This is a genomic window from Brevibacillus centrosporus, from assembly GCF_046622605.1.
Classification (GTDB): Bacteria; Bacillota; Bacilli; order Brevibacillales; family Brevibacillaceae; genus Brevibacillus; species Brevibacillus centrosporus.
This window is the reverse complement of sequence record NZ_CP176856.1, coordinates 903,061-925,503: the sequence shown is the minus strand read 5'-3', so window position 1 is coordinate 925,503 and position 22,443 is coordinate 903,061. Positions and strand designations below refer to the sequence as shown.

General features: G+C 50.9%; 20 protein-coding genes. 8 read left to right on the top strand and 12 right to left on the bottom strand.

Going from position 1 to position 22,443, the window contains the following annotated elements:
- On the top strand, positions 1-786 hold the full coding sequence (locus ACLIN2_RS04875; protein WP_411503362.1) for an ABC transporter ATP-binding protein: 786 nt from the start codon (positions 1-3) through the stop codon (positions 784-786).
- A 753-nt stretch (positions 787-1,539) separates the two neighbouring features.
- Here the strand turns inward: ACLIN2_RS04875 and ACLIN2_RS04870 are convergent.
- From ACLIN2_RS04870 to ACLIN2_RS04845, 6 genes are all read right to left on the bottom strand, one after another.
- Complete coding sequence (locus ACLIN2_RS04870; protein ID WP_400588246.1) at positions 1,540-1,938, bottom strand: hypothetical protein; 399 nt, start codon at positions 1,936-1,938, stop codon at positions 1,540-1,542.
- A 161-nt stretch (positions 1,939-2,099) separates the two neighbouring features.
- Positions 2,100-3,545 carry a sensor histidine kinase gene (locus ACLIN2_RS04865; protein ID WP_310229647.1) on the bottom strand — a complete coding sequence of 482 codons (1,446 nt, stop codon included), beginning with the start codon at positions 3,543-3,545 and terminating at the stop codon, positions 2,100-2,102.
- On the bottom strand, positions 3,545-4,240 hold the full coding sequence (locus ACLIN2_RS04860; protein WP_092267095.1) for a response regulator transcription factor: 696 nt from the start codon (positions 4,238-4,240) through the stop codon (positions 3,545-3,547). Before ACLIN2_RS04860 ends, ACLIN2_RS04865 begins: the two co-directional genes overlap by 1 nt.
- Before the next feature lie 222 nt (positions 4,241-4,462).
- The gene (brnQ, locus tag ACLIN2_RS04855; protein ID WP_411503361.1) at positions 4,463-5,818 is read right to left on the bottom strand and encodes a branched-chain amino acid transport system II carrier protein; all 1,356 of its coding nucleotides are present in this window, start codon (positions 5,816-5,818) and stop codon (positions 4,463-4,465) included.
- A gap of 193 nt (positions 5,819-6,011) precedes the next feature.
- Positions 6,012-6,974 carry a DNA-3-methyladenine glycosylase family protein gene (locus ACLIN2_RS04850; protein ID WP_411503360.1) on the bottom strand — a complete coding sequence of 321 codons (963 nt, stop codon included), beginning with the start codon at positions 6,972-6,974 and terminating at the stop codon, positions 6,012-6,014.
- 81 nt (positions 6,975-7,055) lie between these two features.
- The gene (locus ACLIN2_RS04845) at positions 7,056-7,976 is read right to left on the bottom strand and encodes a proline dehydrogenase (RefSeq protein WP_327929786.1); all 921 of its coding nucleotides are present in this window, start codon (positions 7,974-7,976) and stop codon (positions 7,056-7,058) included.
- A gap of 229 nt (positions 7,977-8,205) precedes the next feature.
- On the opposite strand from ACLIN2_RS04845, the gene ACLIN2_RS04840 reads away from it, so the two are divergent.
- The 3 genes from ACLIN2_RS04840 to ACLIN2_RS04830 all read left to right on the top strand — a co-directional run bounded on the left by ACLIN2_RS04840 (position 8,206) and on the right by ACLIN2_RS04830 (position 12,354).
- Positions 8,206-9,915, top strand: a complete 1,710-nt coding sequence (locus ACLIN2_RS04840; protein ID WP_411503359.1) for a sigma-54 interaction domain-containing protein — start codon at positions 8,206-8,208, stop codon at positions 9,913-9,915.
- Positions 9,906-11,039 carry a winged helix-turn-helix domain-containing protein gene (locus ACLIN2_RS04835; protein WP_411503358.1) on the top strand — a complete coding sequence of 378 codons (1,134 nt, stop codon included), beginning with the start codon at positions 9,906-9,908 and terminating at the stop codon, positions 11,037-11,039. Before ACLIN2_RS04840 ends, ACLIN2_RS04835 begins: the two co-directional genes overlap by 10 nt.
- 67 nt (positions 11,040-11,106) lie before the next feature.
- Positions 11,107-12,354 carry an MFS transporter gene (locus ACLIN2_RS04830; protein WP_411503357.1) on the top strand — a complete coding sequence of 416 codons (1,248 nt, stop codon included), beginning with the start codon at positions 11,107-11,109 and terminating at the stop codon, positions 12,352-12,354.
- A gap of 210 nt (positions 12,355-12,564) precedes the next feature.
- On the opposite strand, the gene ACLIN2_RS04825 is transcribed toward ACLIN2_RS04830, so the two are convergent.
- The 3 genes from ACLIN2_RS04825 to ACLIN2_RS04815 form a co-directional block, all read right to left on the bottom strand.
- Positions 12,565-13,401, bottom strand: a complete 837-nt coding sequence (locus tag ACLIN2_RS04825; RefSeq protein ID WP_092267480.1) for a TrmB family transcriptional regulator — start codon at positions 13,399-13,401, stop codon at positions 12,565-12,567.
- Positions 13,402-13,447: 46 nt separating this feature from the next.
- Complete coding sequence (locus tag ACLIN2_RS04820; protein ID WP_411503356.1) at positions 13,448-14,335, bottom strand: AEC family transporter; 888 nt, start codon at positions 14,333-14,335, stop codon at positions 13,448-13,450.
- A gap of 120 nt (positions 14,336-14,455) precedes the next feature.
- Positions 14,456-15,076, bottom strand: coding sequence for a PilZ domain-containing protein (locus tag ACLIN2_RS04815; RefSeq protein ID WP_301172544.1), 621 nt, complete (start codon positions 15,074-15,076; stop codon positions 14,456-14,458).
- Between the two features lie 117 nt (positions 15,077-15,193).
- Here ACLIN2_RS04815 and ACLIN2_RS04810 point away from each other — a divergent pair, with 117 nt between their 5' ends.
- Positions 15,194-15,367 (top strand): DUF5325 family protein, encoded by a 174-nt coding sequence (locus tag ACLIN2_RS04810; protein WP_170184319.1) that lies wholly within the window; start codon positions 15,194-15,196, stop codon positions 15,365-15,367.
- Between the two features lie 11 nt (positions 15,368-15,378).
- On the opposite strand, the gene ACLIN2_RS04805 is transcribed toward ACLIN2_RS04810, so the two are convergent.
- The 3 genes from ACLIN2_RS04805 to ACLIN2_RS04795 all read right to left on the bottom strand — a co-directional run bounded on the left by ACLIN2_RS04805 (position 15,379) and on the right by ACLIN2_RS04795 (position 18,710).
- A complete protein-coding gene (locus tag ACLIN2_RS04805) occupies positions 15,379-16,434 on the bottom strand; it encodes a tetraprenyl-beta-curcumene synthase family protein (RefSeq protein ID WP_301172543.1) in 1,056 nt (351 codons plus the stop codon).
- A gap of 73 nt (positions 16,435-16,507) precedes the next feature.
- A complete protein-coding gene (locus tag ACLIN2_RS04800) occupies positions 16,508-17,425 on the bottom strand; it encodes a response regulator (RefSeq protein ID WP_092267104.1) in 918 nt (305 codons plus the stop codon).
- Positions 17,426-17,429: 4 nt separating this feature from the next.
- Positions 17,430-18,710 (bottom strand): ATP-binding protein, encoded by a 1,281-nt coding sequence (locus ACLIN2_RS04795; RefSeq protein WP_411503355.1) that lies wholly within the window; start codon positions 18,708-18,710, stop codon positions 17,430-17,432.
- Positions 18,711-18,901: 191 nt separating this feature from the next.
- On the opposite strand from ACLIN2_RS04795, the gene ACLIN2_RS04790 reads away from it, so the two are divergent.
- Genes ACLIN2_RS04790 through ACLIN2_RS04780 form a run of 3 tightly spaced genes read left to right on the top strand, consistent with a single transcriptional unit; the run spans position 18,902 to position 22,381 of the window.
- Positions 18,902-19,900, top strand: coding sequence for a TAXI family TRAP transporter solute-binding subunit (locus ACLIN2_RS04790; RefSeq protein ID WP_310229659.1), 999 nt, complete (start codon positions 18,902-18,904; stop codon positions 19,898-19,900).
- A 12-nt stretch (positions 19,901-19,912) separates the two neighbouring features.
- Complete coding sequence (locus ACLIN2_RS04785; protein WP_411503354.1) at positions 19,913-20,428, top strand: DUF1850 domain-containing protein; 516 nt, start codon at positions 19,913-19,915, stop codon at positions 20,426-20,428.
- Positions 20,429-22,381: a TRAP transporter permease gene (locus ACLIN2_RS04780; protein WP_310229661.1), complete on the top strand. Its 1,953-nt coding sequence runs from the start codon at positions 20,429-20,431 to the stop codon at positions 22,379-22,381.
- The last annotated feature ends 62 nt before the right edge of the window (positions 22,382-22,443 follow it).

The following is a 22,443-nucleotide window of genomic DNA, read 5'->3' as shown; positions in this document are numbered from 1 at the left end:
ATGACGACAACACCGAAATTAGTGATCGATAACGTAGGGAAAGTATTTTCCACCAAGAGCGGACAGGTTGTCGCTTTGGATCAAACTTCCTTCTCGGTCGAGGAAGGCGAGTTTGTTACCATTCTGGGGCCTTCCGGTTGCGGGAAATCGACCATTCTGCGTGTCGTAGCTGGCTTGGAGGAGCCCTCTTCCGGCCATGTCTACTTGGATGGCAAAGAAATCAAAGGACCTGGACCTGACCGCGGCATGGTCTTCCAGTCGTATACCCTCTATCCTTGGCTGTCGGTAAAGGACAACATCACCTTTGGTTTGGACTTAAAAGGCGTTCCCAAGAAGCAGCAGGACGAGATCGCGTTTCACTACCTAGATTTGATCGGTCTGAAAGGCTTTGACAAGCATTATCCGATCCAGCTGTCCGGTGGGATGAAGCAGCGTGTAGCGATTGCTCGGGCGCTCGCCAACGATCCGCAAATCCTTTTGATGGACGAGCCGTTCGGGGCGCTGGACGCACAGACGCGGACGATCATGCAGGAGATTCTTTTGAAGGTATGGGAAGAGTCAAAGAAAACCATCCTGTTCATCACCCATGACGTGGAGGAATCGATCTTCCTCGGAGACTCGATCTACGTGATGACAGCGCGGCCAGGACGCTTGAAGAAGAATATCAAGGTGCCGCTCCCACGTCCGCGCGACTATCAGAACAAGCACAGCGAAGACTTCCTCGCCTTGAAGCTGGAGCTGCTTGACCTGATTCGTGAGGAAAGCTTGAAGTCGGTTAATCCGTAAGGGACCACTACGATCGAATAGATAGGTGAAAACCCCAAGACGAATGGCAAGTGTTTGCGAGCCAGTGTCTTGGGGTTTTTGTTTCAATGGTCCGTTCTAATGCGGAAGTGAGTTTTGAAAAAGAGATAGCTTATAGGCAATCTCTTCATAATCCCCTTCTCGTATATCTCGGGGAGAAAGCGTCTTTGTAATTAACCGTAGAGCATCCCCATGGTTTTGTAGTTTCTTTTTCGTGGTAGCTGTATCTAGATCGAGTGACAATTGGTGGATATACGTATGTAGATCAGCAACAGTTAAGGCGGATTCGTTCTGTACAATATAGAAATTGACTTCATTCTGGTCGAACAAGGCTTGTAAGTGGAACAAAGCTGCATGTGCCCTCTCTACTTTTCGTAATAAATAGATGCCCTCTTTGATCTGTTCTCCTCTGTGTTTTGAAAAGATATCCTCTAACTCCGTTCTGACATCCCGAAGCTGGCCATATTCACCTGATAAGGTATCGATGATTTGTCGTACAGCGTCCGCCTCGCCTTTTTTATAATAATATCCCCCAACTCAATAGGCGGAATTCATGACATGAGTGAATATTCCTTTCCCAAGACAAAAAAAATAGGCGGCAGATCGCCACCTAAAAATCAGGTATATGGTAAACCCGGGGAGGGAAGTAGAGGAGTACAAACGAACAAGTTGGCTTCTTGTCGTCAATGCTCGATTACTCGATAACAGTTACTGTACAGCTACAATCATACTGCGTTATTGCTTCGGTGCGTCAGTCGTGCTGGACTGGTCAGAAGAACCGCTAGTCTCCGTACCTGTTGTTCCGGATGCATCTGTGGAGCCTGCATCAGACTTGGCGTCTGTGCTGCTACTGTCACTCGATGTAGTGGAATCGGATGACGTGCTGGAGCTGTCAGACGAACCAGCGGTACCTGCTTCAGAGCCGCTTGTTGCCGCATCAGGTGTAGATTGATCTTGGGAAACCGAGCTATCGGTCGATTCACTAGTCGTGTTGGTGGAGCTCTCCGGTGTAGTTGCGGCGCCCCCCTCTTGTTGTGTCGCAGGTTCTGGAGTGCCCGTATTGCTGGAGCAGGCAACCAAGCTACCTGACAGGAGCAATGCGACAGCTGCGATGGAAACCCATCTCTTATTCATGTTCATTCCCCTTTCATTTCCTTGGTGTCGTGACTCTCTCTCGGCCACAACTACATACTACAGGCGAAAGATAACCATTCTGTGAGGAAAGTGGGAAAAAAGCATGATCAAAAGATGAAAAAAGTATGACCATCCTGTCAAAGGCGAAACGGCAAGCAAACTTACGTCGTTTGGCGATAGCTCGCTACAGTTGGCAGCCAGACGGTAAACGTACTTCCCTCGCCCAGCTCGCTCTCGACCTTCCATTTGCCGTCATGCAGCTCTACCAGTTCCTTGACGATTGCGAGGCCCAAGCCTGTTCCCTTGTTGTTTTTAGAGCGCCCGCGATCGACTTTAAAGAAGCGTTCCCAGATTCGATGCACGTCCTCCTGGGAAATCCCGATCCCCGTATCTGCCACCTGGATCCGGACATAGGCTTCCTCTGCTTCCGCACGTATGCGAATCTCGCCTTGCTCCGTGAACTTCACCGCATTTTTTACGAAGTTTTTCAGAATCTGAGCGACCCGATCCCGATCGGCGTAGATTTTCGGAAGCTCGTCAGGAAGCTCCACATGAAGCGCAATCCCCTTCTCTTCCGTCTCTGCCCGAAATGCAAAAGCCACCTTGCCCATGACTTCTCCCACATCGACGGGGAACTTCGCCAAATTGATTTCATTATTCTCCAGCTTCATCAGATCCATCAGGTCATCGACAAGCCGATTGACCTGCATCGTTTCCGAATACATCACGGCGTAATATTTCTGCCGTGCCTCTTCCTCCTCGACCAAGCCGTCTTGGAGCGCCTCCAGAAAGCCCTGTATGGCCGTGAGAGGCGTCCGCAGCTCATGGGACACGTTTGCGAGAAAATCATTGCGTACCTGCTCCAGATGGTGCCGCTCTTGCTCGACCTTCTCCAGCTTTTCTGCCATCGTGTTGATCGTCTGCGCCACATCACCGATTTCGTCAGACGTATCGACATGGACCCGCTCTGCATAATTCCCTCGCCCAATCTCTGCCGCAGTCCGCTCAATCGTCCGCAGCGGGCGGGAAATCGACCAGGACAGGTAGGAAACCATCGCTGTGGAGAGCAGGACACCAAACAGCGTTGCCCACAGGATCGTCTCTCTCATCTGCCCGAACGTTTTCTCAATTCCCTCGATAGGAGCATGCAGGATGATCCCGCCGTACACTTCCTCTCCCTCGCCCCACGGCACGGCTACGGAAAGCATCGGGTCTTCCAGCCCTTCGATTTGCAGCTCTGTGACCGCACTCTTCCCTTTGAGCACTTTGTCAGCAATGGATACAGCGATCGACTTGCCCGTAAATACTTCATCTTTCATAGAGGTCGCCACGATTTTCCCATCCTGGTCAAATAGCCAAATCCGGGTATCGAAGGCTTGATCCAGTGAGACCAGCTGATCGACCAGCCGTTTGTTTACTTTATCGTAGTCCTGAATCGCCACGTTGACCTTTTTGGCCATCCGCAGCATCTCTTCTTCCTTGGAATCATAGATGTACTCGCGCGCAAAAAGCGAAATGAGCAGGCCGGAAATCCCTAGCCCGACAAGAACGGTAGCCAGAAAGCTGAACAGCAGACGGCGAAAAATGCTCTTCGATGTCCCTAGCATCAGGCGTCCACCCCGAACTTGTAGCCGATCCCCCAGACAGTATGAATGCATTCATACGGAAGCTTATCCAGGCGCTGCCGGATCTTTTTGATGTGGACATCGATCGTACGCACGTCTCCGAAATAGTCAAAGCCCCATACCAGCTCAAGCAGCTGCTCACGTGAGAACACGCTGCCTGGAGACTTCGCCATCTGGACAAGAAGATCGAACTCCTTGGGTCGGAAGCTGACTTTCTCTCCTGCAGCAACGACCTCCCGCTTATCCAGATCGATTGTCAGCTGATCAAACGTCAGCGGGTTCGCGACATCCTCTACCGCTTTTGCTTTGGGCTGCATTCGCCTCAAAATAGCTCGAATCCGCGCCACCAACTCGCGCGGACTAAAAGGTTTCGTTACATAATCATCCGCGCCGAGCTCCAGCCCGAGTACGCGATCAAATTCTTCGTCTTTTGCTGTCAGCATGATAATCGGTGTATCCCACTTCTTGCGGATCTCCCTGCATGCCTCAAATCCATCCATCTGCGGCATCATCACGTCCAGAATGACCATATCCGGCGCTTCTTTTTCCATCAGTTCAATGGCTTGCTTTCCGTCTCCCGCGACGACGAGATCGATTTGCTGCTTCGAAAAGTACAAGCTAATAATTTCTCGTACATTCGGATCGTCGTCCGCTACCAAAACTTTTGTTTGTGCCAATGCCAACAACCTCCCTTCAGGCAGGCTTTTACCTATGGTATCACAGATGCAGGAGATTGTGGACAGATGGAAGACCTAGCCAGCTGGAACTAGAAGGAAGCTCTTCCGTTAATCGACTTCTTTACGATCCGTCTAGGCTGCATGCCAAAAAGCGAAGGGGATAGAAAAAAGCCGGGCGCAAGGTCCCGACTTCTGCTTGTTTTCCTCGGTAGAGGTTTGCTTTTACGAATTGCTCGGTTTCTCCTGATATGCCTTCTGTTCTCCTTTGCGCTTTGGACGCAGGCTTCCCCACAAATAGCCCAGCAGTGCACCGGCAATCGCAGGAAGCAGCCAACCGATACCTTCCTTATACAATGGCAAATTCCCGTATACTTCGGTGATACTTTCAACCGGCAAGCCGATGAGAGCAGCACCATCGATCAGGCTGATGGCCGCAGTTACCACGATCGCACCAATATAGACAGAAGAGTAGCCTTTGAACAGCTTGTGGGCAAAAGACAGGAGCATCAGCACGATGCCGATTGGATAGATCGCCATCAGTACCGGAACGGAAAAGGCGATCAGCTGTGTCAAGCCGACGTTGGCTACTGCCGCGCTGAACACGCTGATAATCGCTGCCATAGTCTTGTAAGAAACCCCCGGAATCTTCTCCGAGAAGAAGCTGCCGCATGCCGATACCAGACCTACCGATGTCGTCAAGCAAGCCAGCATGACAGCCAAGCCCAACAGCATGGAGCCAAGCGGTCCAAACAGATGCTGCACGACGCCTGTCAGAATCTGTCCACCATTTTCGGAATGCCCCAAAGCAAAGCTGGTAGCCCCCATATAGCTCAAGGCGAGATAAACCAAACCCAGGCCGATCGCTGCGATAATGGCAGCCTTAATCGTAGATTTTGTGATTTTCTTCGGATCTGTGACCCCTACAGCCTGTACGGATGTGGTCACCACGATTCCGAAAACCATCGCCGCCAGAGCATCCAGCGTCAAATAGCCTTCCAAAAAGCCCTTGATGAACGGTGATTCCTGATACGCACCTGTCGGCTGCCCCATTTCCCCGATCGGATTCAGCAGGGTCCCGACGTACATGACGCCAATAATGATCAGCAAGGCTGGCGTCAAGATTTTCCCGATCCGGTCAACCAGCTTGGACGGATTCAGGCAGAGCCAATAGGTCAAGGCAAAATAGATAATCGTGGTAATGAACAGCGGTACCCAGCTTCCTTTTGCCGAATCAGGTAAAAACGGCAGGATGGCCATTTCAAACGTTACAGTCCCTGTACGCGGAATCGCCATAAACGGACCAATGGCCAAATAAACAATAAACGTAAAGACGACTGCAAAGAGAGGATGCACTCTTCCTGCCAGCGTCTGCAGATTTCCTCCACCGTATGCTACTGCGATGACTCCCAGCAATGGCAAGCCTACACCCGTCGTGATAAAGCCCAGCATCGCTGTCCATACATCCGTACCTGCCGCTTGTCCCAAGGCAGGTGGAAAAATCATATTGCCCGCTCCGAAGAACAGGGCAAACAGCATGAGTCCCACAGTGATGGTCTCTCTCGTTGATAATTCTCTCATGTTGTTCCCCTTTAATATTTTATTATTTTTAAATTTTATTTATTATAGCTTAAATTTTCGCGCAACTACAACCTTCTTTTTATTCGAAGTTATTGGAAACATTCCCGTTCTAGGATTAGTATTTGTACTTGTCCAGCTTTCCATTCCAGCTGCCAGACCTTGAGGGGGAGAAGGCATAATGCTAGTCTGCCCGTTACTCCCAGGTCTCCTTTCTTCTGACAGCTCCGACCGCTTCCCATATGTATAACGAATAGACGCTGCGCCAAGGCCGCCAGTCTTCCCCAATCCGGCGAATTTCCTTTTCATCCGGTTTTTCTGCCAGCTCATAGACCATCTGCAGTCCGTTTCGCAGACCGATATCTGCTGCCGGGAGCAGGTCAGGACGTCCCATGCCAAACATCATCAGGCACTCGACAGTCCATCGCCCAATCCCTCTTAGCGCGGTCAGATGCTCGATGATCTCATCGTCCTCCATCTGCCAGAGCCGATCCAAATCGACCGTTCCGTTGACAATGGCACGAGCGTAATCGATGATGTATTCCGCTTTTCGCTGACTGAATTGCAGGGGACGCAAATCCGCCGGCTCCAGTCTGGCGACAGCCTCCTCTGTCGGAAACGCCATAAACTTATGCCCTGTTTCATCCACCATCACATCTCCAGCCAGCTCCATTAACCGCTGCGTCAGAGAGGCGGCAAACGCCAGATTAATCTGCTGCCCGATGATCGTCTTTACCATCGACTGAAACAAGTCAGAGTCGAGCATCAGGCGCAGTCCACGAAATCGTTCGGTCAAAATCACCATAGGCTGCTGCTGGCGCATATGCTCATAAATGGGATTCAGGTCGAGGTCGGCACTAAACACATGCCGGATCGTTTTTTCCAAGAGCTGCTGCTCCGACACAGACAGAGTCGCCTCGGTATGCAAACGAATGAAGGGCTGCTCCATCGTGCCTGCAAATTGAAGACTTACTAATATCGGACGTGTCCCTACCCGAAATACCCGACGCAAAGTGCTTTCCTGCACATCGACTAACAGCTGCGGGTCCGGATGCGTCTCCAACCGGCGCAACAGACGCTCAAACGAATACGGGGGAGTAAGCGAGATGACAGACGAATACACGAGCATCTCTCCATTCTTTATATGATGGTTCGCCATTACCATATCCTACTAAGATAACACAAAACACCTCCGGACTCATCCGAAGGTGTTCAATCGTCATTTCACGATCTTGCTGTTTTACTTGGTAAACATCCCTTTGAGGACGAACTTCACGTTTGCCGGGCTTTCCGCCAGACGACGCATGAAGTAGCCGTACCAGTCGTTGCCGTATGGTACATAGACACGCATTTTATAGCCTTCGCGAGCCAGATCGATCTGCGACTGACTGCGGATCCCGTAGAGCATCTGGAATTCAAACTGTGTGCGCGGGATGTTTTGCTCCTTCACCAGCTTTTTCACATACTCGATGATCGCATCGTCATGCGAAGCAACCGCTGCATAGCCGCCGTTCAGCAAATGCTGCTTGATGATTTTTTTGTAGTTTTCATCTACATCTGCCTTGTTTGGGTAAGCGACTTCAGGGGATTCCTTGTATGCGCCTTTTACCAGACGGAAGTTGACCTTTTTGTCTTTCAGACTGTCGATGTCGTCGGATGCCTTGTACAGGTATGCCTGGATTACGGTCCCTACGTTATCATAGTCCTCCAGCAGCTCGTTCAAAATTTCCATCGTTACGTGGTTGTGCGCGTAGTCTTCCATGTCGATTCGAACGAAGATGTTTCCGTTCGCCTTCGCAGCATCCAGAATGCGGCGCATGTTCTGCATGCACAGCTCGCGGCTGATGTCGAGACCGAGCGAGGTCATTTTCAGCGACAGGTTGCAATCCACACCGGATTCATGAATCGCCTCAAGAGTCTTGATGCAGTAATCGGCCGATTCGTTTGCTTCCTCTACGCTAAAAACGAATTCACCCAAGTGGTCCAACGTGCAGACGAGTCCCTTTTGATTCAGGTCGCGAACAGCGCGGATTGCCTCAGCGATGGTCTCCCCGGATACAAAACGGCTCGCCCCAAAGCGCAGGCCCCATTTTTTTGCGGCATTGTTCAGTGCTTGGTTTTTGGATAAGAATAGAAAAAAGTCCTTCATAGCTTGTTCCATCGTTGACTGTCTCCTCCTCAACGTACTCTGCGTCTTTATTCCTGCATGAATCATGCCAAAGTATTCTTCGGCTCTAGGTCTCATGATTTATGCCGGGAGTCAGAGCAAGGAACGTACATTTTAGACACTTCTGTACATATCGTGTTTATTCTTGTACACTTTTGAATAGATGTTCCTCTGTGCACGGCATGAAAAACTCACTTTATTAGTGTGGTTAGGAAGTGATGATTTGAAACCCTTATTTTCACTGGATAGTGTTGTCCTCTCCCTCACTGTACCCGTCAGCCCTGATAAGATCAGCATACGCGCTGGCGAAAGTGAAGGTGTTTGGCAGCACGATGGGCATACCACCAAGATGCTTGTGGTCGCAGAAACAGCCACTCTGGCGGAAGTCACCAAGCTTCTCCGCCATCATCTGACGGAAGCGTCGATACCAGGTATTGTCACTGTCAATGAAGCACAGAAGCCAACCGGCATGATTGCCCCGGACCAGTTATTTTCAACCTATCTCACCCTGATCCAAAACCAGTCGGTGCTGCTACGCACCCTAATGGATACGATGAGTGAGGCGACGACGATCGTGGATTCCCGTAACGTTGTCCAGCACTGGAACCGGGCAGCGGAAACGATATATGAAATTGACCGGGCTCAGGTGATCGGCACCTCCTTGGATAAGCACTTCGCCAGCGAATCTATCCGCCTGCTGGACGCCCTGGAGCAAGGAACGTCCGTACAGCGTGTCTACCACATCCCACGTCCGGACAGCCACGTCTTGATCAACGCCGCTCCGATCCGGCTGGAGGGCGATATCATTGGGGCCATTTCCATCGAGCAGGACATCACGGAGCTCGTGCGACTGAACGAGCAGCTTTCCCATACCACCGCCCATCTGCATACCCTGCAGCAGGAAATGAGCCGCTTTCAGGCGGGAGACGACCCGTTTTATGCGATCAAAGGCCATTCCGCTTCCATCCATTCCGCCATCCTCTCCGCCCGGAAAGTAGCGCAGACTGATGCAACTGTCCTCATCTACGGGGAGAGCGGTGTGGGTAAAGAGCTGTTTGCCAAAGCCATCCACCAAGCCAGCCGGCGTCGGGAAAAGCCGTTTATCGCCATCAACTGCGGTGCGATTCCTGCCGCTTTGTTCGAAAGCGAGCTGTTTGGCTATCAAGGTGGAGCGTTCACTGGAGCTGAAAAAAAAGGGAAGCCCGGAAAGCTGGAGCTAGCTCATGGAGGTACGTTGTTCCTGGATGAAATCGGCGAGCTGCCTTTAGAGCTGCAGGTCAAGCTGCTACGCGCCCTGCAGGAGCGTCAGTTCTATCGTGTCGGTGGAACAGAGCCCATCACCGTCAATACCCGGATCGTTGCGGCTACCAATCGTCAGCTGGAACAAATGATCGCAGACGGGCGCTTCCGTGAAGACTTGTACTATCGGCTCAACGTGTTTTCGCTGGAAATCCCGCCTTTGCGCGAACGCCCCGAAGACTTGCCTGAGCTGGTGCAAATATTCATTCAGGAATATTCCGTTGTCCATGAACAGACTGTCCCGCGAATCGCCCCTGAGGTCATGCAGGCCCTGTCCGACTACAGCTGGCCCGGAAACATCCGCCAGCTGCGCAATGTCATCGAGCGCCTGTCCATTTTGCAGGAAAACGGGGTCATTCAGCCGGAGCATCTGCCTTCTACGATTCGCTCTCAGCACAGTGTCGAGGCGGTTCCTGCCTATGCGCCGCCCATCCAGCCTCGTCCAATGCCGCAGCCGCTGTACGCTCCTGCACCAGGTTTGGCAGGCACGGAAAAAGAGCGGATCACAGCTGCACTGGAGCGAACTTACGGCAACAAAAAAGCGGCTGCCGAGCTGCTTGGCATTTCGCGTGGGACGCTGTACAACAAGATGAAAAAATACGGCTTGCACGAGGAGTCGTTTCGATGGGAATAATTTCATGGTCTGACGAGCTGTTTCAAGTCCATTATGCCGATGAGACGATTACGCTCCTGCCCAAGGAGTATGCCTTGTTTCACTACCTGTTCACGTGGAAAAACCGGACGTTCAGCCGAGAAGAGCTGCTCGATCGCGTATGGCCTTTGGAGGACCCGACCGATCGAACTGTCGATGATCACATTTACCGTTTGCGCCGAAAGCTGCAAAAGTGGTCTCCTTTATTTACCATCGATACGGTGAGGGGAGTTGGATATCGCTTGACGTGGAAGCAGCAGCAGCCTCCCCAGCCCTCGGTGCTCAACCATGAGTTTGCAGATACGATCCGCAGCTTGATGGAGACCTACCACGGCATGGGAATGGGTGCAGCCATGCAGACACTGCAAGCCAATCAGGAAGTGCTCGGTTTTTCCTTGGACCCTTTTTACGAGATGTACCTGCATTTTATTCGCGGTGATTTTCCGTGGTTTGTGGAAAATACGTCTTTTTCCTTACCGGAGCGGCTTTTTTACCTTTTTCATATTTACTACATGGCAGAGACAGAGATGGAAAAAACCGTGCACTTGTTGAAACGGGTAGAAGCGTATGCTGGACAGATGCCCCCCACGTTTCGCGATGAGGTGCAAATTACAGCCGTCGCAGTCTTTGCGCTGGCAGGACTGCGGAAAGAAGCGGAAGAACAGCTTGTAGTGGCAAGGCAGGTGGTTGCCAGCATGGAATCCAAAAGCTTCACCCTGTTTCTGCACGCCCAGCAAGTGCTGCTCGCTCTTGTGTCCAATCGGCCGGAAGAAGCGGAGGAGCTGATTTTGCACGCTGCGGCGAACCTGCAGCTGGTGCCTATGCAGCGGGAGCTAGGCAGCTTCATCGTTTATCGGGGAATCTGTCTTTACATGCGGGGAGACCGTACAAAAGCTCGCCAGCAAATTGACGAAGGCGTAGAGATTATCCGTTCCACCAAATTTATTCCACATCTCATCTATGCGGTGAAGACCGTTCACTTTTTCCTTCTCACTCATCCCTATGATGAAGAATGGCTGCGAAAATACTCGAAGCTGTGGGAAGAGCTGAACCGTGAATATGCACTGGAACGTTTGAAGAAATCGATCCTCTGCGCCCTTTCTTAAGCCCTTTGATATTCCTCTGACAATTCTCCCGTATCCTCAAAAGGAATAGTTGGTTGGAGGGATCAGATTGCTTAGAGAAAACAAAACCTTTCGCATCTTGTTTTTTGCCTATGGACTATCTACATTAGGGGACTGGTTTGATTTTATTGCCGTATCCATCTTGCTGGGGTTTGTCTGGAAGGCAGACCCGATGACCATGGCGCTCTTGCCTATCGCCTATGCGGTACCGGGCATTCTTTTGGGGCAGCTTGCCGGGGTGCTTGCTGATCGAGTGAACAAGGTCAAGATGATCATCGTCATGAACCTGATTCAGGCAGGCACTACACTGCTTTTGCTCGCCATGCCCAATCCTTTGTGGTTTTTAGTCGTAATCGCCCTGCGGTCCTGCGCTTCTGTCTTTAACGATCCTGCACAGCAAACGTTGACTCGGCAGGTCGTTTTCGAGCATCAGCTCCTGCAGGCTTCCTCCTTAAACGGTGCCGTCTTCCAGATGGGCAAACTGATCGGGCCGCTGCTCGGCGGAATGGTCGCTGCCTTCTTTGCTCCTGCGATCTGTCTGATGGTCAACGCTTGCAGCTTCTTGCTCTCTACGGTGCTCCTGCTACCTATACGGCATGTAGATAAGAAGCCCGCTGCTGCTCAGACAAAGACTCGTGAAAAGGCGCTTCCGTTTCACCTGGCCTGGAAGGAAGGCTGGGGAATCTTTTTTCAAAACCGCGTCCTGCTGTTTAGCACCATCTTCTCGCTCTTTGCCATGATGACCATCCAGCTTGCCGATGCACAGCTGCCCGTGATCTTTCGGGATAAGGTCCCGCTTCACCCCGAAATGGTCGGGTACTCGGTGAGTGTGATTGGTCTGGGTGCACTGCTTACCGTAACCTGGCTTCATCGTCAAAAGGAGCTGCGATCTTACGGCTGGGTATTGGGCGGCGGTGTCTTTCTGATCGGCATCGGCTTTACCTGGATCGCCCTGTATCAGCCGGAAACGAGTCGCTTCTGGCTGCTTGTCGCCTCGCTGTTTGCTGGTGTCGGAACAGGGCTGACCACTGTCGGTTCCAACTACCTGGTACAAAAAGAAACACCCAAGGAGGCCTTGGGCAGGGTTCGCGGTATTATCGACTCCCTCACAAGCATGACGTTCATCGTCGCTCCGCTCTTGGGAGGCTGGCTGATGACGGTATGGGGGTCCAGCCTGGCGTTTCTATGGGTCGGCTCGGGGATAGTGTCGATTGGCTTATCCGCGCTTCTGCTCCAGCGTTTTATCTGGGGCAATCAGAAGGCGAACGCTACAGTTGCTTCGCAGCAAGCTGGATAATGCGGTCGTCCTTATCGAGTGGCGTACCGCGACCGTCACGGTTATTGGTCAACAGATAGAGAGTACCGTCTTCGCTCCAAACACATCGCGCAGCCGTCCGTCCTTTCCTTGCCAGGGCACGGCTGCTTCCTTTACTCGATCCGGCTGTTCGGCGTCCAGGCGGTTTCCGCACTGTGCAGGATCTGCGCGGTCATTCCTTCTTATTGCTGGTCATCTTTTCCCTTCACGACCTTCCCAGTAGGATTCCGGCAGCATTTTCCGCCCAAAGAAGTGCTCCATCTCCGGAAGAATCCACTGGTCCAGCTGCTCCTGACTCCCTGCTTCGACAAGCCGATTCACCAGAATATCGTGCCAGATATAGTCCTCCAGCAAAAAGATATGTACCGGATCGTCCGTGTAATACGCATTGCCTTTTCGCTCAGCGGAATGTCCGTACATCAGCTCCTTGCCATCCACCGCCAGCACGAACCAGCGCTCCTCTGTCTTTTTGTTGATGTACTCGTTAATCCGGTGCTTATACAAGCCTTCCAGCGGATGCTCCACATCAAACAGAATGCCTTTGATCGCACAGCCCTTCTTTTCCTTTTCGAGAAGATCCGGCAGCAATTTTTCGTACATCGGCTCCCACATGGACAGCACCACTTGCTCCTTCGCCCGCCGGATCATGATACGGCAAAAGGACAGAACGTTTTCTTCCCCACGCACCGTCGTGAGGGAAACTTCTGTTTTCGCCTCCCGCTTCTCCAAGGAACGCAGCTCCTCGCCGACCTGACTCCACGACTCCTCGAAGGTCTGCTTGGCTTGTTCGAGAAACACATCGACAGGCAGCGGCGAATAGCTCTTCGTTCCATCTGCAGCTTCTTCCAGCAAGGCGAGCCCTCGCTTCACGAGCGTCTCCAAAGTATCGTAGATTCGCGCACGCGGGATTCCCGATTCCTTGCTGATTTGATACGCATTGGAGGTACCACGGCCAACCAGCGCCGTATACGCCTTTGCTTCATATTGATTAAACCCGAACAGCTGCAGTTGTTCCCATAACGTACTCAACGTCATTTCTCCTTTTTTCCCCAAATACGACTAGCCTGCCCCTCCGTTAGGGCAAGTGATTCATGACCAGCATCAGAGTAAATGGACTCAAGAGTGTCGTCAGCAAAATGACCATCGCCAGAGCGGATGTATCCCGCTCCTGATCCTTTGCCAGCAGAAGCAGATTCAGCGACGTAGGCATTCCGAACATGAGAATCATGACCCCCTGCTCTACCGGATCATCCGTCATCCAAAGCGCCAGCGGCCAAGCGACCAATACAGGCAGCACCAGCTTTAGCACACTCACCTTCGCCGCGTCCCACAGCTCGGAGCGCTCGTAGCGATTTTTGCGCATTTCCGCTCCTGTCAGCAGCAGGGTCAAAGGCAGTGTCGCGCTTGCGGCCAGATTCAGAAAAGCGTCCAGCGAGTCTGGCATGCGCAAGTCCATCCACCGCCAGATCAACCCAGCACCGACTGCATACAGGTACGGATTTTGAAAGATCCGCTTGATCCGCGCCTGCCACTGCTGCTCATCGCCTACCTGTGAAAAGCCGAAAATCGCCATGTACAGATTGAATGCCAGGGAAACAGCAACGGCGTAAGGGACAGCATGCTCCCCAACAGCATAGCGGATCACGGCCAATCCAAAATACCCGACGTTTGCCAGTGTCGCGGCCAATACATTCCATTTCAGCACCTCCTGCTTCCAGCCAAAAAGACGTCCAACGACATACAGCAGAAGGACGTACACGATCAGGGTCGTCACGAAAAAATGAAGGACGATCATGGCGAGCGACTGAACGGAAACTCCCGTATGCACAAAAGACTGAAAGATCAGAATGGGAATGAGGTAATAAAGACAAAGCTTCGCCAACGAGCGATTTTGTTCCTCTTTGCGTTGTGCAAAATAGCCCAAAGCCATAAACCCAAAAACAACGACCATCGCCTGCAGCATATGAACCCCCCTTTAGTAACTACTGTAATAGTAACTACACTTCCAAGAGAATTCAACGGGCAAACTGCGGTTTTGGGCAACAAAAAAATTGGCCCTCATCGAACCAATTCCCAAAATGGTCTATTCGATTGTCACCTTCCTGCGTTCCTCGATTTGCCGTTGCAGGATATATTTGCGCAAGTTATGAAAATGGCGCGCGTTGATTCCATTGATGGTACACCCAAACAGGTGGTTGGGTCCCACAATGCGCTCATGAATGATCTTCAGCTCCGCTTTGATGACACCGTCAGGACGATTTCTGCCGTACAGCTCTGCGGAAAAAACGATGGCTTGCTCCTCCGGAATGGATTTATCCGTTCGGAATGCCAATCCACCCAGGCTGAGGTTGACCAAATCCACCATTTGCGAGTATACGGAAAATAGCGAATCCGGCTCTTGAGATGGATATTGAATCCATCCCTTCATTTCCATATCAAACCTCGGGTAACGGCGTCTTTGCTCACGAAATTCGCTGGCAGTCGGCGAGTGGAACAGGAAGAGCCTGTTTTTTTCCTTCGCGACGACTACCGCCTCGAAATTGCTAATCGTCTCGTAGTCACTCGTCATGAGGCAAGGGAGCTGATCTCCGACCGTCACATCCAGTAGACTCGGGAAAACAGCTTCGATCAGATCCCCTTCTTCGTAGGTGACTTGGCCCTCTATCATCCGATTGTCTCTTTTGATTTGTAAAATGCTTTCCATCTGCGGTCTCCACCACTTCGCACAATATTTTACCGGGTTTTCAAATTCTTTACCTGGATGTTTTTCGCGGAAAATAAGGTATAATGGGAACATTGACAGATAGGAGGTTACAGTCCGATGAATCGTTATCAATTGGTAACATTGGCTTTGGCATTTTGCGTAACCGCCTGTCTCATCGGAGTTGGCATTGCCATTGGGGAAAAAAGCCCCTTAGGTATCCTTGGCTGTATCGTTGTTGCCTTCTCATTGATGGGATTTGGCTTTTCGTACAAGCGCAAGCACATGCGCTGACCCCTTCTCCGTTACCTTCTCACAAGCAAACTATTCACATAAAACAGCAGCGACGGCAAACCTTTCGCCTGCTTTAACAGCTGTTTTGCAATGGTGTAAATATGTGGCTGGCTCCGGTTTACCTTGCGATCCGCCAGGTAAAATGCGATAAGCCCGTCCACGATCATACGGTGAAATGAAGGATTTGGCAAGCGTCTAACGCTTGCCTTTGCTTGTTTGATGAAATATTGCAGCCGATCCGTTGCGTCCCGTTCTGAGTCATAATAGCTGACAAAGTTTAAATCTCCGCCCAGTCTGTCTTCTTCCAGGTCAATCAAATAGTCAAGCAAGATATGCAGTCCACACATCCATGGAAAGTAGGCTTCACTCACTTCACGGATCTGTTCCTCTGACACGGCTTTCTGCGTCGCCAAGCAAAACAGAGCAAAAATCCCGATCGTAGAGCCAGTCACGGCTGCAAACTCCTGCCAATGCAGTTCTCCGTACCGTTCCTTATACTTGTCCCACCACTTCAGCAGCTCCTCTTCCCGCAAATGCGGAGCGATGTGCTTGTACACCTGCAAATCGCTGTAGAGGCTGGAAAACTCCACTACCTTTTCTTGTATTTTATCATAGGCAGGCAACTTTCCCGCGTGTTTCTGACAGGTTTCAACCAAAGAAGCCAAATACCCGCCGTCATCCTTGTCTTCCCGATACAAATAGTAGTCGCGCAGAGGTGCTCCCGGTGTGAGTGCGTCCTGCATGGATACATGCAATTGCCGAAAGTCCTGAGGATCCAGCGACGTGCTGCGATCGCACAGGTTGTCCAGGTAGTCGCTGATCGTCTGATAGGCCACAATCAACGGAACGATCGTCTCTACATACGGCACCACCTGAGCCGCATACACCGATCCTCCCTGACAGTGAAATTTCTTTGTATTCATACTGTCTAATGCCTGCTTCTTGAGCTCCGGATTGGGAATGGCCTCTGCTCGTTTCCGCCAAGCCGCAAACTCCCGTTCCAGAACAGGTTGAACATGGCGATAGACACGATATAGGAGCTGCCATGGATTACGCAGTTCGCTCACTTGCTTCCCTCCCAATACAACAATAGTGATATCTTACCACATTTGCTGTCCTGCTCCAAAAAGGCATTTTCATTTAACCAATCCTTCTCTTTGACTCCAAGTACAAGACGACCATAAACTTTTTTGTGTTAATCTTGGTAGCGGATAGTCCTGTTCTTTTCTGTGATTCCAGCTCCCGCATACGCTTGCGCACCTCTGTAAAGTCAAAGAACATTGTCGCATACGATTCGAATTTGGGATGGGCGTAATCCGTTAGCCCGAGCGAGGCCAAATGGGTCAGCGCCTGATAAATGGCACGCCGGACGCGCTGCTCGGCAGCCTTCATTTCTTTTTGGACAAGGGATGAATCCTCTGTCCCGAGCTTGTTTGCCGCTACCTGCAGAAAAATTCCCTTTAATGAAGGAAAGCTTTCTTCACCTGCCTTCTCTTTTTCCCACTTGTTCAGATATTCAACCATATCAAGCAAATCCTTCGTTCCTGATTCACTGATCATCCCTAATTCCGTCAACAAAAAACGCGCCGATGCCACCAGATTTCGCTCCGTATCCGTTTGTCCCCGTTGGCTGTGACCTGACTGTCCGGACAGCACGTTTAAAGATCGCTGGATGCCTTCGATGGATCGCTGTAGCAGGATTTTCTCCCGCACCTTTCGCAGAACACTGATCACTTCAAACCGGTTTACCGGCTTCGTAATGTAGTACTCAATCCCTAGCGAATACGCCTCCGCGATCATATTTTTAGACTCGATTTGAGAGATCATGACGATTTTGCCGCTATACTCATTCAGATCGCGGATGGTTTCAATCCCGTCCCGGTTTGGCATGAGCAAATCAATCAAGAGGATATCCACTCGTTTCCACTCCAGAAAATCTCGGTCAATCTGCGAGCCATCCTCCGCCTCCCCGCACACCTCTCCCAAGTCAGCATCTTCAATAAGCTGAGCAAGCATCGAGCGAACGGCCGGATCATCATCGGTAATAAAAAAACGCATACTTTCACCCTTTCTGGACGATGCTGGCGATTGGCAAACGTATGGTAAAATAAGTTTCCTTCTGTTCTCGCTTTTCCGTTATTTCAATGCTGCCCTCTAGGTTGTCGATGACTTCCTTTATATAGCATAGACCGATCCCCGTAGACGGCTTACCGCTCTCATCGTATTTGGTTGTAAAGCCAGGCATGAACAGCAGAGTCGGATCCTTCACCTGAATCCCGGGTCCGTTGTCAGCAACGGAAAATTGTATCCATTCACGCGATTCTGACAACGAGACTTGGATTGATATGCTCCCTTTATCTTTGATCGCCTCCACTGCATTGGCTACCAGATTGTTTACCAGTGAGAGCGTCGTGTAAATATGGCAAGCCAGGTACGGTATCATGACATGGGATTCAAATCGTATCGTCTTGCCCAAAAGGCTCGCATACTTTTCTTGCGCCCGAACGATGATCGAAATTAATTCTCCCAACGGCATGTAGTCACGTTCGTTTTCGTCTGAAATCAGTTTGGAAAGCCCTGCGTAAATGCGCTGGTTGTCCTTTTTCACTTCATGGACTTGTCCTGCGATCGACAGCGCTTGCTTGGAGTAGCGACCTGCCCACTCCTTTGGCACCTGTTCCTTTATGCTCCGGTACAGCTCGTAGCAGTCCCTCGTGATCTCCTCCACCTGATACAGCGTCTTTTTTAAATGAACGGATTCCTCATACAAGTTGGAGACCAGCATCAGCATCCGCTCGTTTCGGTTTCGCTGCTGCTTCTCCAGCCACGTGGCTTGGCGGAGCTGAATGATGTTAAAAAAACTGAGTACGAAAAAGCTGCGAATGAGGGCGATCGCGACGATGGGTCCAATCACCGACCAATGCCCTACAGGTTCGATAGAGCGAAAGCGGACACACAGCTCGACCAGATTGGCTCCGATCTCAGCCACCGTACCGAGCAAGCCTACCCAGAGGGGCAAATGGTGAAATAGATTCACACGTAGAAGAGAAAATAGTCCGGCAAATGTGGCGTAAAAGAAGAAAGCTGGTATATGCAGGGAAAAGGAGCTTACAAAATCAAAATCGTCCACGGACATCCAGTCAAGCCCGACTCGAAACAAAACGACAGTCATACCGGTCAATAAGCCTGCAAGAAACGAAGGCCGCAGCCAGAGCAGCAGGAAAAAAAAGGCTGTTGTACCAAAGCTGATCCGAAAGTCATCCTGAAACGGATGAAATTTCAGTTCACCTGCAATGGGTACGGTGAGAAGCATGACAATTAGTATATAGAGGTTTTCTCTCATCGATGACCTCATGATCCCTCCATCCCAGAACGAGGAAATTTTTCCAAATACACTGACCATTATTTTACTATATTCTTTTATAGATTTTCGTAGTTTTTTATAGCTTCCTCCTTACAATTCCATGTGACAGTGTCCAGATCACCTCTGGCACTCTCTTTTTATCTTCGACATTTAGATAAGGGGGAATTTCCATGAAAAAACAAAGTCGTCTCCTCTCACTGGCCCTGCTCCTGACCATGTCTCTGGTGACAGCCTGTGGGGGTGGAGGAAACGCAGCTCCAGGCGGGCAAGGCGGCGCTGCTGCAGGCAGCAACGACCCTTCTCAATTGATCGTCGCAACAGGTGGTACGGGTGGTACTTACTATCCGCTGGGCGGCGGAATGGCTGATCACATCACCAAAAACGCGGGTATAACGGCAACGGCGCAAGCTACCGGTGCTTCCGCTGAGAACATTCGCCTTTTGCGTGACAAAAAAGCAGATATCGCCTTTACCCAAAACGATATCGCTGAATATGCAGCAAAAGGTACAAACATGTTTGAAAAAGACGGAAAAATCGAAGCATTTAAGGCTTTAGGTGCTCTTTATGATGAAACCATTCAGATCGTTGTTTCCTCTGACAGCAACATCAAGAGCGTAGCGGATCTGAAAGGAAAGCGCGTATCTGTTGGGGCACCGGGAAGCGGTACCGAGGTAAATGCGCAGCAAATCCTGGAAGCATATGGTCTGAAATTTGAAGATACACAGCTGCAGCGCCTTTCCTTTGCGGACTCCGCTAAAGCCATCCAAGACGGCCAGCTGGATGCTGCCTTCCAAACAGCAGGTACACCAACTGCTGCAATCACGGAGCTTGCTGCGACGAAAGGTGTAAAAATCATTCCGATTGAAGCTGATAAAATTGATGCGATTATTGCCAAATATCCGTTCTATGTAAAAACAACGGTACCGGCTAACACCTATCAAACCGTTCCAGAAGAGGTTACCACTGTTTCTGTAAAATCGATGCTGGTCGTTCGCGCTGATCTGAGCGAGGATCTCGTCTACAAAATCACAAAGGCTATCTTTGAAAACACTGACAAGCTTGGACATGCGAAAGCAAAAGAAATCAAGATGGATAGCGTACTGGCTGGTGTAAGCCTCCCTGTGCATCCAGGAGCGAAAAAATTCTTTGATGAAAAAGGCGTTAAATAGGTCTCGATGTTTATGTCACTCCAGAAAGGGCGGACCGGGTTCCGCCTTTTCTCCTTACTGCTTCTGCTTGCAGCGGTCGCTCTCTTTTGCTTCATCCCAGTAATCCCTTCCTTGGTCGTTCGCGATACGCTGTCCCATGAGCTCAAGTGGAGCCGCAGCATCACAGCCGATACTACGTTTGGCATTCGTTGGACTCATTCCATTCATCGCTCTTTAATCGAAGAGCAGTACCGCATCCAGAGCGGGCAGATCGTTTTGTCGGAAATGTCCTTCCATGACTACGGCATCGGCATGGAAAACGAGTTGTCCCCAGGTGAAGAATTAGTCATCTCGGATGGAGTATTCCGTATACGTCACATGAACCGCATCTTTCCCGCCCTCCACCTGTTTATCGGTCAGGTCAGGGCTAACCATACCTTGCTTTTTGCTGGTGAGGAGATTCCCCTAGGTACCATTGACAGGCCTGGCTCCGCTATTACCATCCAAACGGAAACACGATCCATATTTAGTATGATAGGAGGCTACTAGATGGGCACAACTACGTCAACAAACCTAAGTCAGCAGGAAATGGATCAACTGATTGCCCAATACGATAAGGAATCAGCTGTTCGTCAATTTACAGGGCCGATGAAATGGATCACGTTCATCCTTCTCGTACTCTTTTCCGTTTATCAGCTGTCGAGCACACTCTTTTTCACGATTCCTCCGCAAATTCACAGACCAATCCACTTGGCGTTTGGTCTGGGGCTCGTCTACCTGCTGTACTCCGGGACCAAGAAGGGAAAGGGCAGCAAAGTAGGCATCACCAACCTCATTCTCGCCTTGCTGGGTGTCATCGTTTGTCTCTACTGGGTCTTTGATTATGAAGGCCTTGTTACACGCACAGGAAACTATACGACGCTGGACATGCTCGTCGGCGGGGTTGCTATCCTGCTTGTCCTGGAAGCAGCTCGCCGTGTCGTAGGCGTGCCGATCACACTCATTGCGTCCATTTTCTTGCTCTATACGTACTTTGGCCCCTACATGCCTGGCTTCTTGGAACACCGCGGCAGTGATGTGGAGCGTATCATCGGCCATAGCTACTACACATTAGAGGGTATTCTCGGCACACCTCTTGCAGTTTCCTCCACTTTTATCTTCCTGTTCGTCTTGTTCGGTGCATTTCTGGAGAAAACGGGCGTCGGTGAATACTTTAACGATCTATCTCTCGTCATCGCTGGACGCCGCATAGGTGGACCTGCGAAAGTAGCGGTCTTCTCCAGTGCGCTCCAAGGAACCATCAGCGGAAGTTCGGTCGCCAACGTCGTAACCTCTGGTGCCTTTACCATTCCGATGATGAAACGGCTCGGGTACCGCTCCGAATTTGCCGCTGCAGTAGAAGCCTCATCCTCCACCGGCGGACAGATTATGCCTCCGGTTATGGGAGCAGCTGCCTTTTTGATGGCGGAGTTTATCGGGGTTCCGTATCTTGAGATTGCTAAGTCTGCTGCACTGCCAGCCATCCTGTTTTTCGTCGGAATCTGGATCATGACACACTTTGAAGCCAAACGTCTCGGATTGCGGGGGCTGACGAAAGAAGAACTCCCGGACAAAAAGGAAGTACTGAAGAAGATGTACCTGCTGCTGCCTATCGTCATAATCATCACTGCATTGATGATGAACTTCTCTGCTGAACGTTCGGCCATTATCGGTATCGTCTCGACCATCGTCGTGGGAGCTTTCCGCAAAGAAACGCGCATGTCCATTACTGATATTTTGGAAGCACTCGCGTCCGGAGCAAGAATGGCGCTGGGTGTCGTAGCCGCAACGGCCTGCGCCGGCATTATCGTAGGGACCATCACGTTAACCGGGATCGGCCTTAAGCTTGCAAACGGTCTGATCGATTTGGCAGGTGGACAGCTCTTCCTGACGCTGTTCTTCACCATGATCGCATCCCTCATCCTCGGGATGGGTACGCCCACTACGGCGAACTACATTATTACCTCCACCATTGCTGCACCTGCCTTGGTACAGATGGGGGTACCCGAGATCGCTGCCCATATGTTTACGTTTTACTTCGGGATCGTAGCCGATATTACACCACCGGTTGCCCTCGCCGCCTTTGCTGCCGCGGGGATAGCCAAATCAAAGCCGATACGAACGGGAGTAGAATCCACACGATTGTCTGTCGCAGCCTTTATGGCACCTTATATCTTTGTCGTGTCACCCGCCTTGCTTTTGATTGATACGACCTTTTTTGAATCCATCTGGGTCATGTTTACCTCCACCCTCGGAATGGTCGGGGTAGGTGCTGGCTTGATTGGATACTGGATGGCAAAGCTCAATCCATTCGAGCGCATCCTGGCTTTCGCCGGCGGCATTCTTGCCGTCATCCCTGGCATTGAGACCGATATCGCCGGTATTGTCCTTCTCGGACTCGTCTTCGGTTATTCTTTGTACAAATCTCGCAAACAAAGGCAGCCACTGCAAACCACTGCCTAAAGCTGTTTCATAAAAAGAATCCCTCTCATACGCTTGTTCCACACGAACAGCGTACAGGAGGG

Coding starts and splice junctions, on each gene's coding strand:
- ACLIN2_RS04875 (WP_411503362.1), top strand. CDS start 1: ATGACGACAACACCGAAATTAGTGATCGATAACGTAGGGAAAGTATTT.
- ACLIN2_RS04870 (WP_400588246.1), bottom strand. CDS start 1,938: ATGAATAAGAGATGGGTTTCCATCGCAGCTGTCGCATTGCTCCTGTCA.
- ACLIN2_RS04865 (WP_310229647.1), bottom strand. CDS start 3,545: ATGCTAGGGACATCGAAGAGCATTTTTCGCCGTCTGCTGTTCAGCTTT.
- brnQ (WP_411503361.1), bottom strand. CDS start 5,818: ATGAGAGAATTATCAACGAGAGAGACCATCACTGTGGGACTCATGCTG.
- ACLIN2_RS04850 (WP_411503360.1), bottom strand. CDS start 6,974: ATGGCGAACCATCATATAAAGAATGGAGAGATGCTCGTGTATTCGTCT.
- ACLIN2_RS04845 (WP_327929786.1), bottom strand. CDS start 7,976: ATGGAACAAGCTATGAAGGACTTTTTTCTATTCTTATCCAAAAACCAA.
- ACLIN2_RS04835 (WP_411503358.1), top strand. CDS start 9,906: ATGGGAATAATTTCATGGTCTGACGAGCTGTTTCAAGTCCATTATGCC.
- ACLIN2_RS04820 (WP_411503356.1), bottom strand. CDS start 14,335: ATGCTGCAGGCGATGGTCGTTGTTTTTGGGTTTATGGCTTTGGGCTAT.
- ACLIN2_RS04815 (WP_301172544.1), bottom strand. CDS start 15,076: ATGGAAAGCATTTTACAAATCAAAAGAGACAATCGGATGATAGAGGGC.
- ACLIN2_RS04810 (WP_170184319.1), top strand. CDS start 15,194: ATGAATCGTTATCAATTGGTAACATTGGCTTTGGCATTTTGCGTAACC.
- ACLIN2_RS04800 (WP_092267104.1), bottom strand. CDS start 17,425: ATGCGTTTTTTTATTACCGATGATGATCCGGCCGTTCGCTCGATGCTT.
- ACLIN2_RS04795 (WP_411503355.1), bottom strand. CDS start 18,710: ATGAGAGAAAACCTCTATATACTAATTGTCATGCTTCTCACCGTACCC.
- ACLIN2_RS04790 (WP_310229659.1), top strand. CDS start 18,902: ATGAAAAAACAAAGTCGTCTCCTCTCACTGGCCCTGCTCCTGACCATG.
- ACLIN2_RS04785 (WP_411503354.1), top strand. CDS start 19,913: ATGTCACTCCAGAAAGGGCGGACCGGGTTCCGCCTTTTCTCCTTACTG.
- ACLIN2_RS04780 (WP_310229661.1), top strand. CDS start 20,429: ATGGGCACAACTACGTCAACAAACCTAAGTCAGCAGGAAATGGATCAA.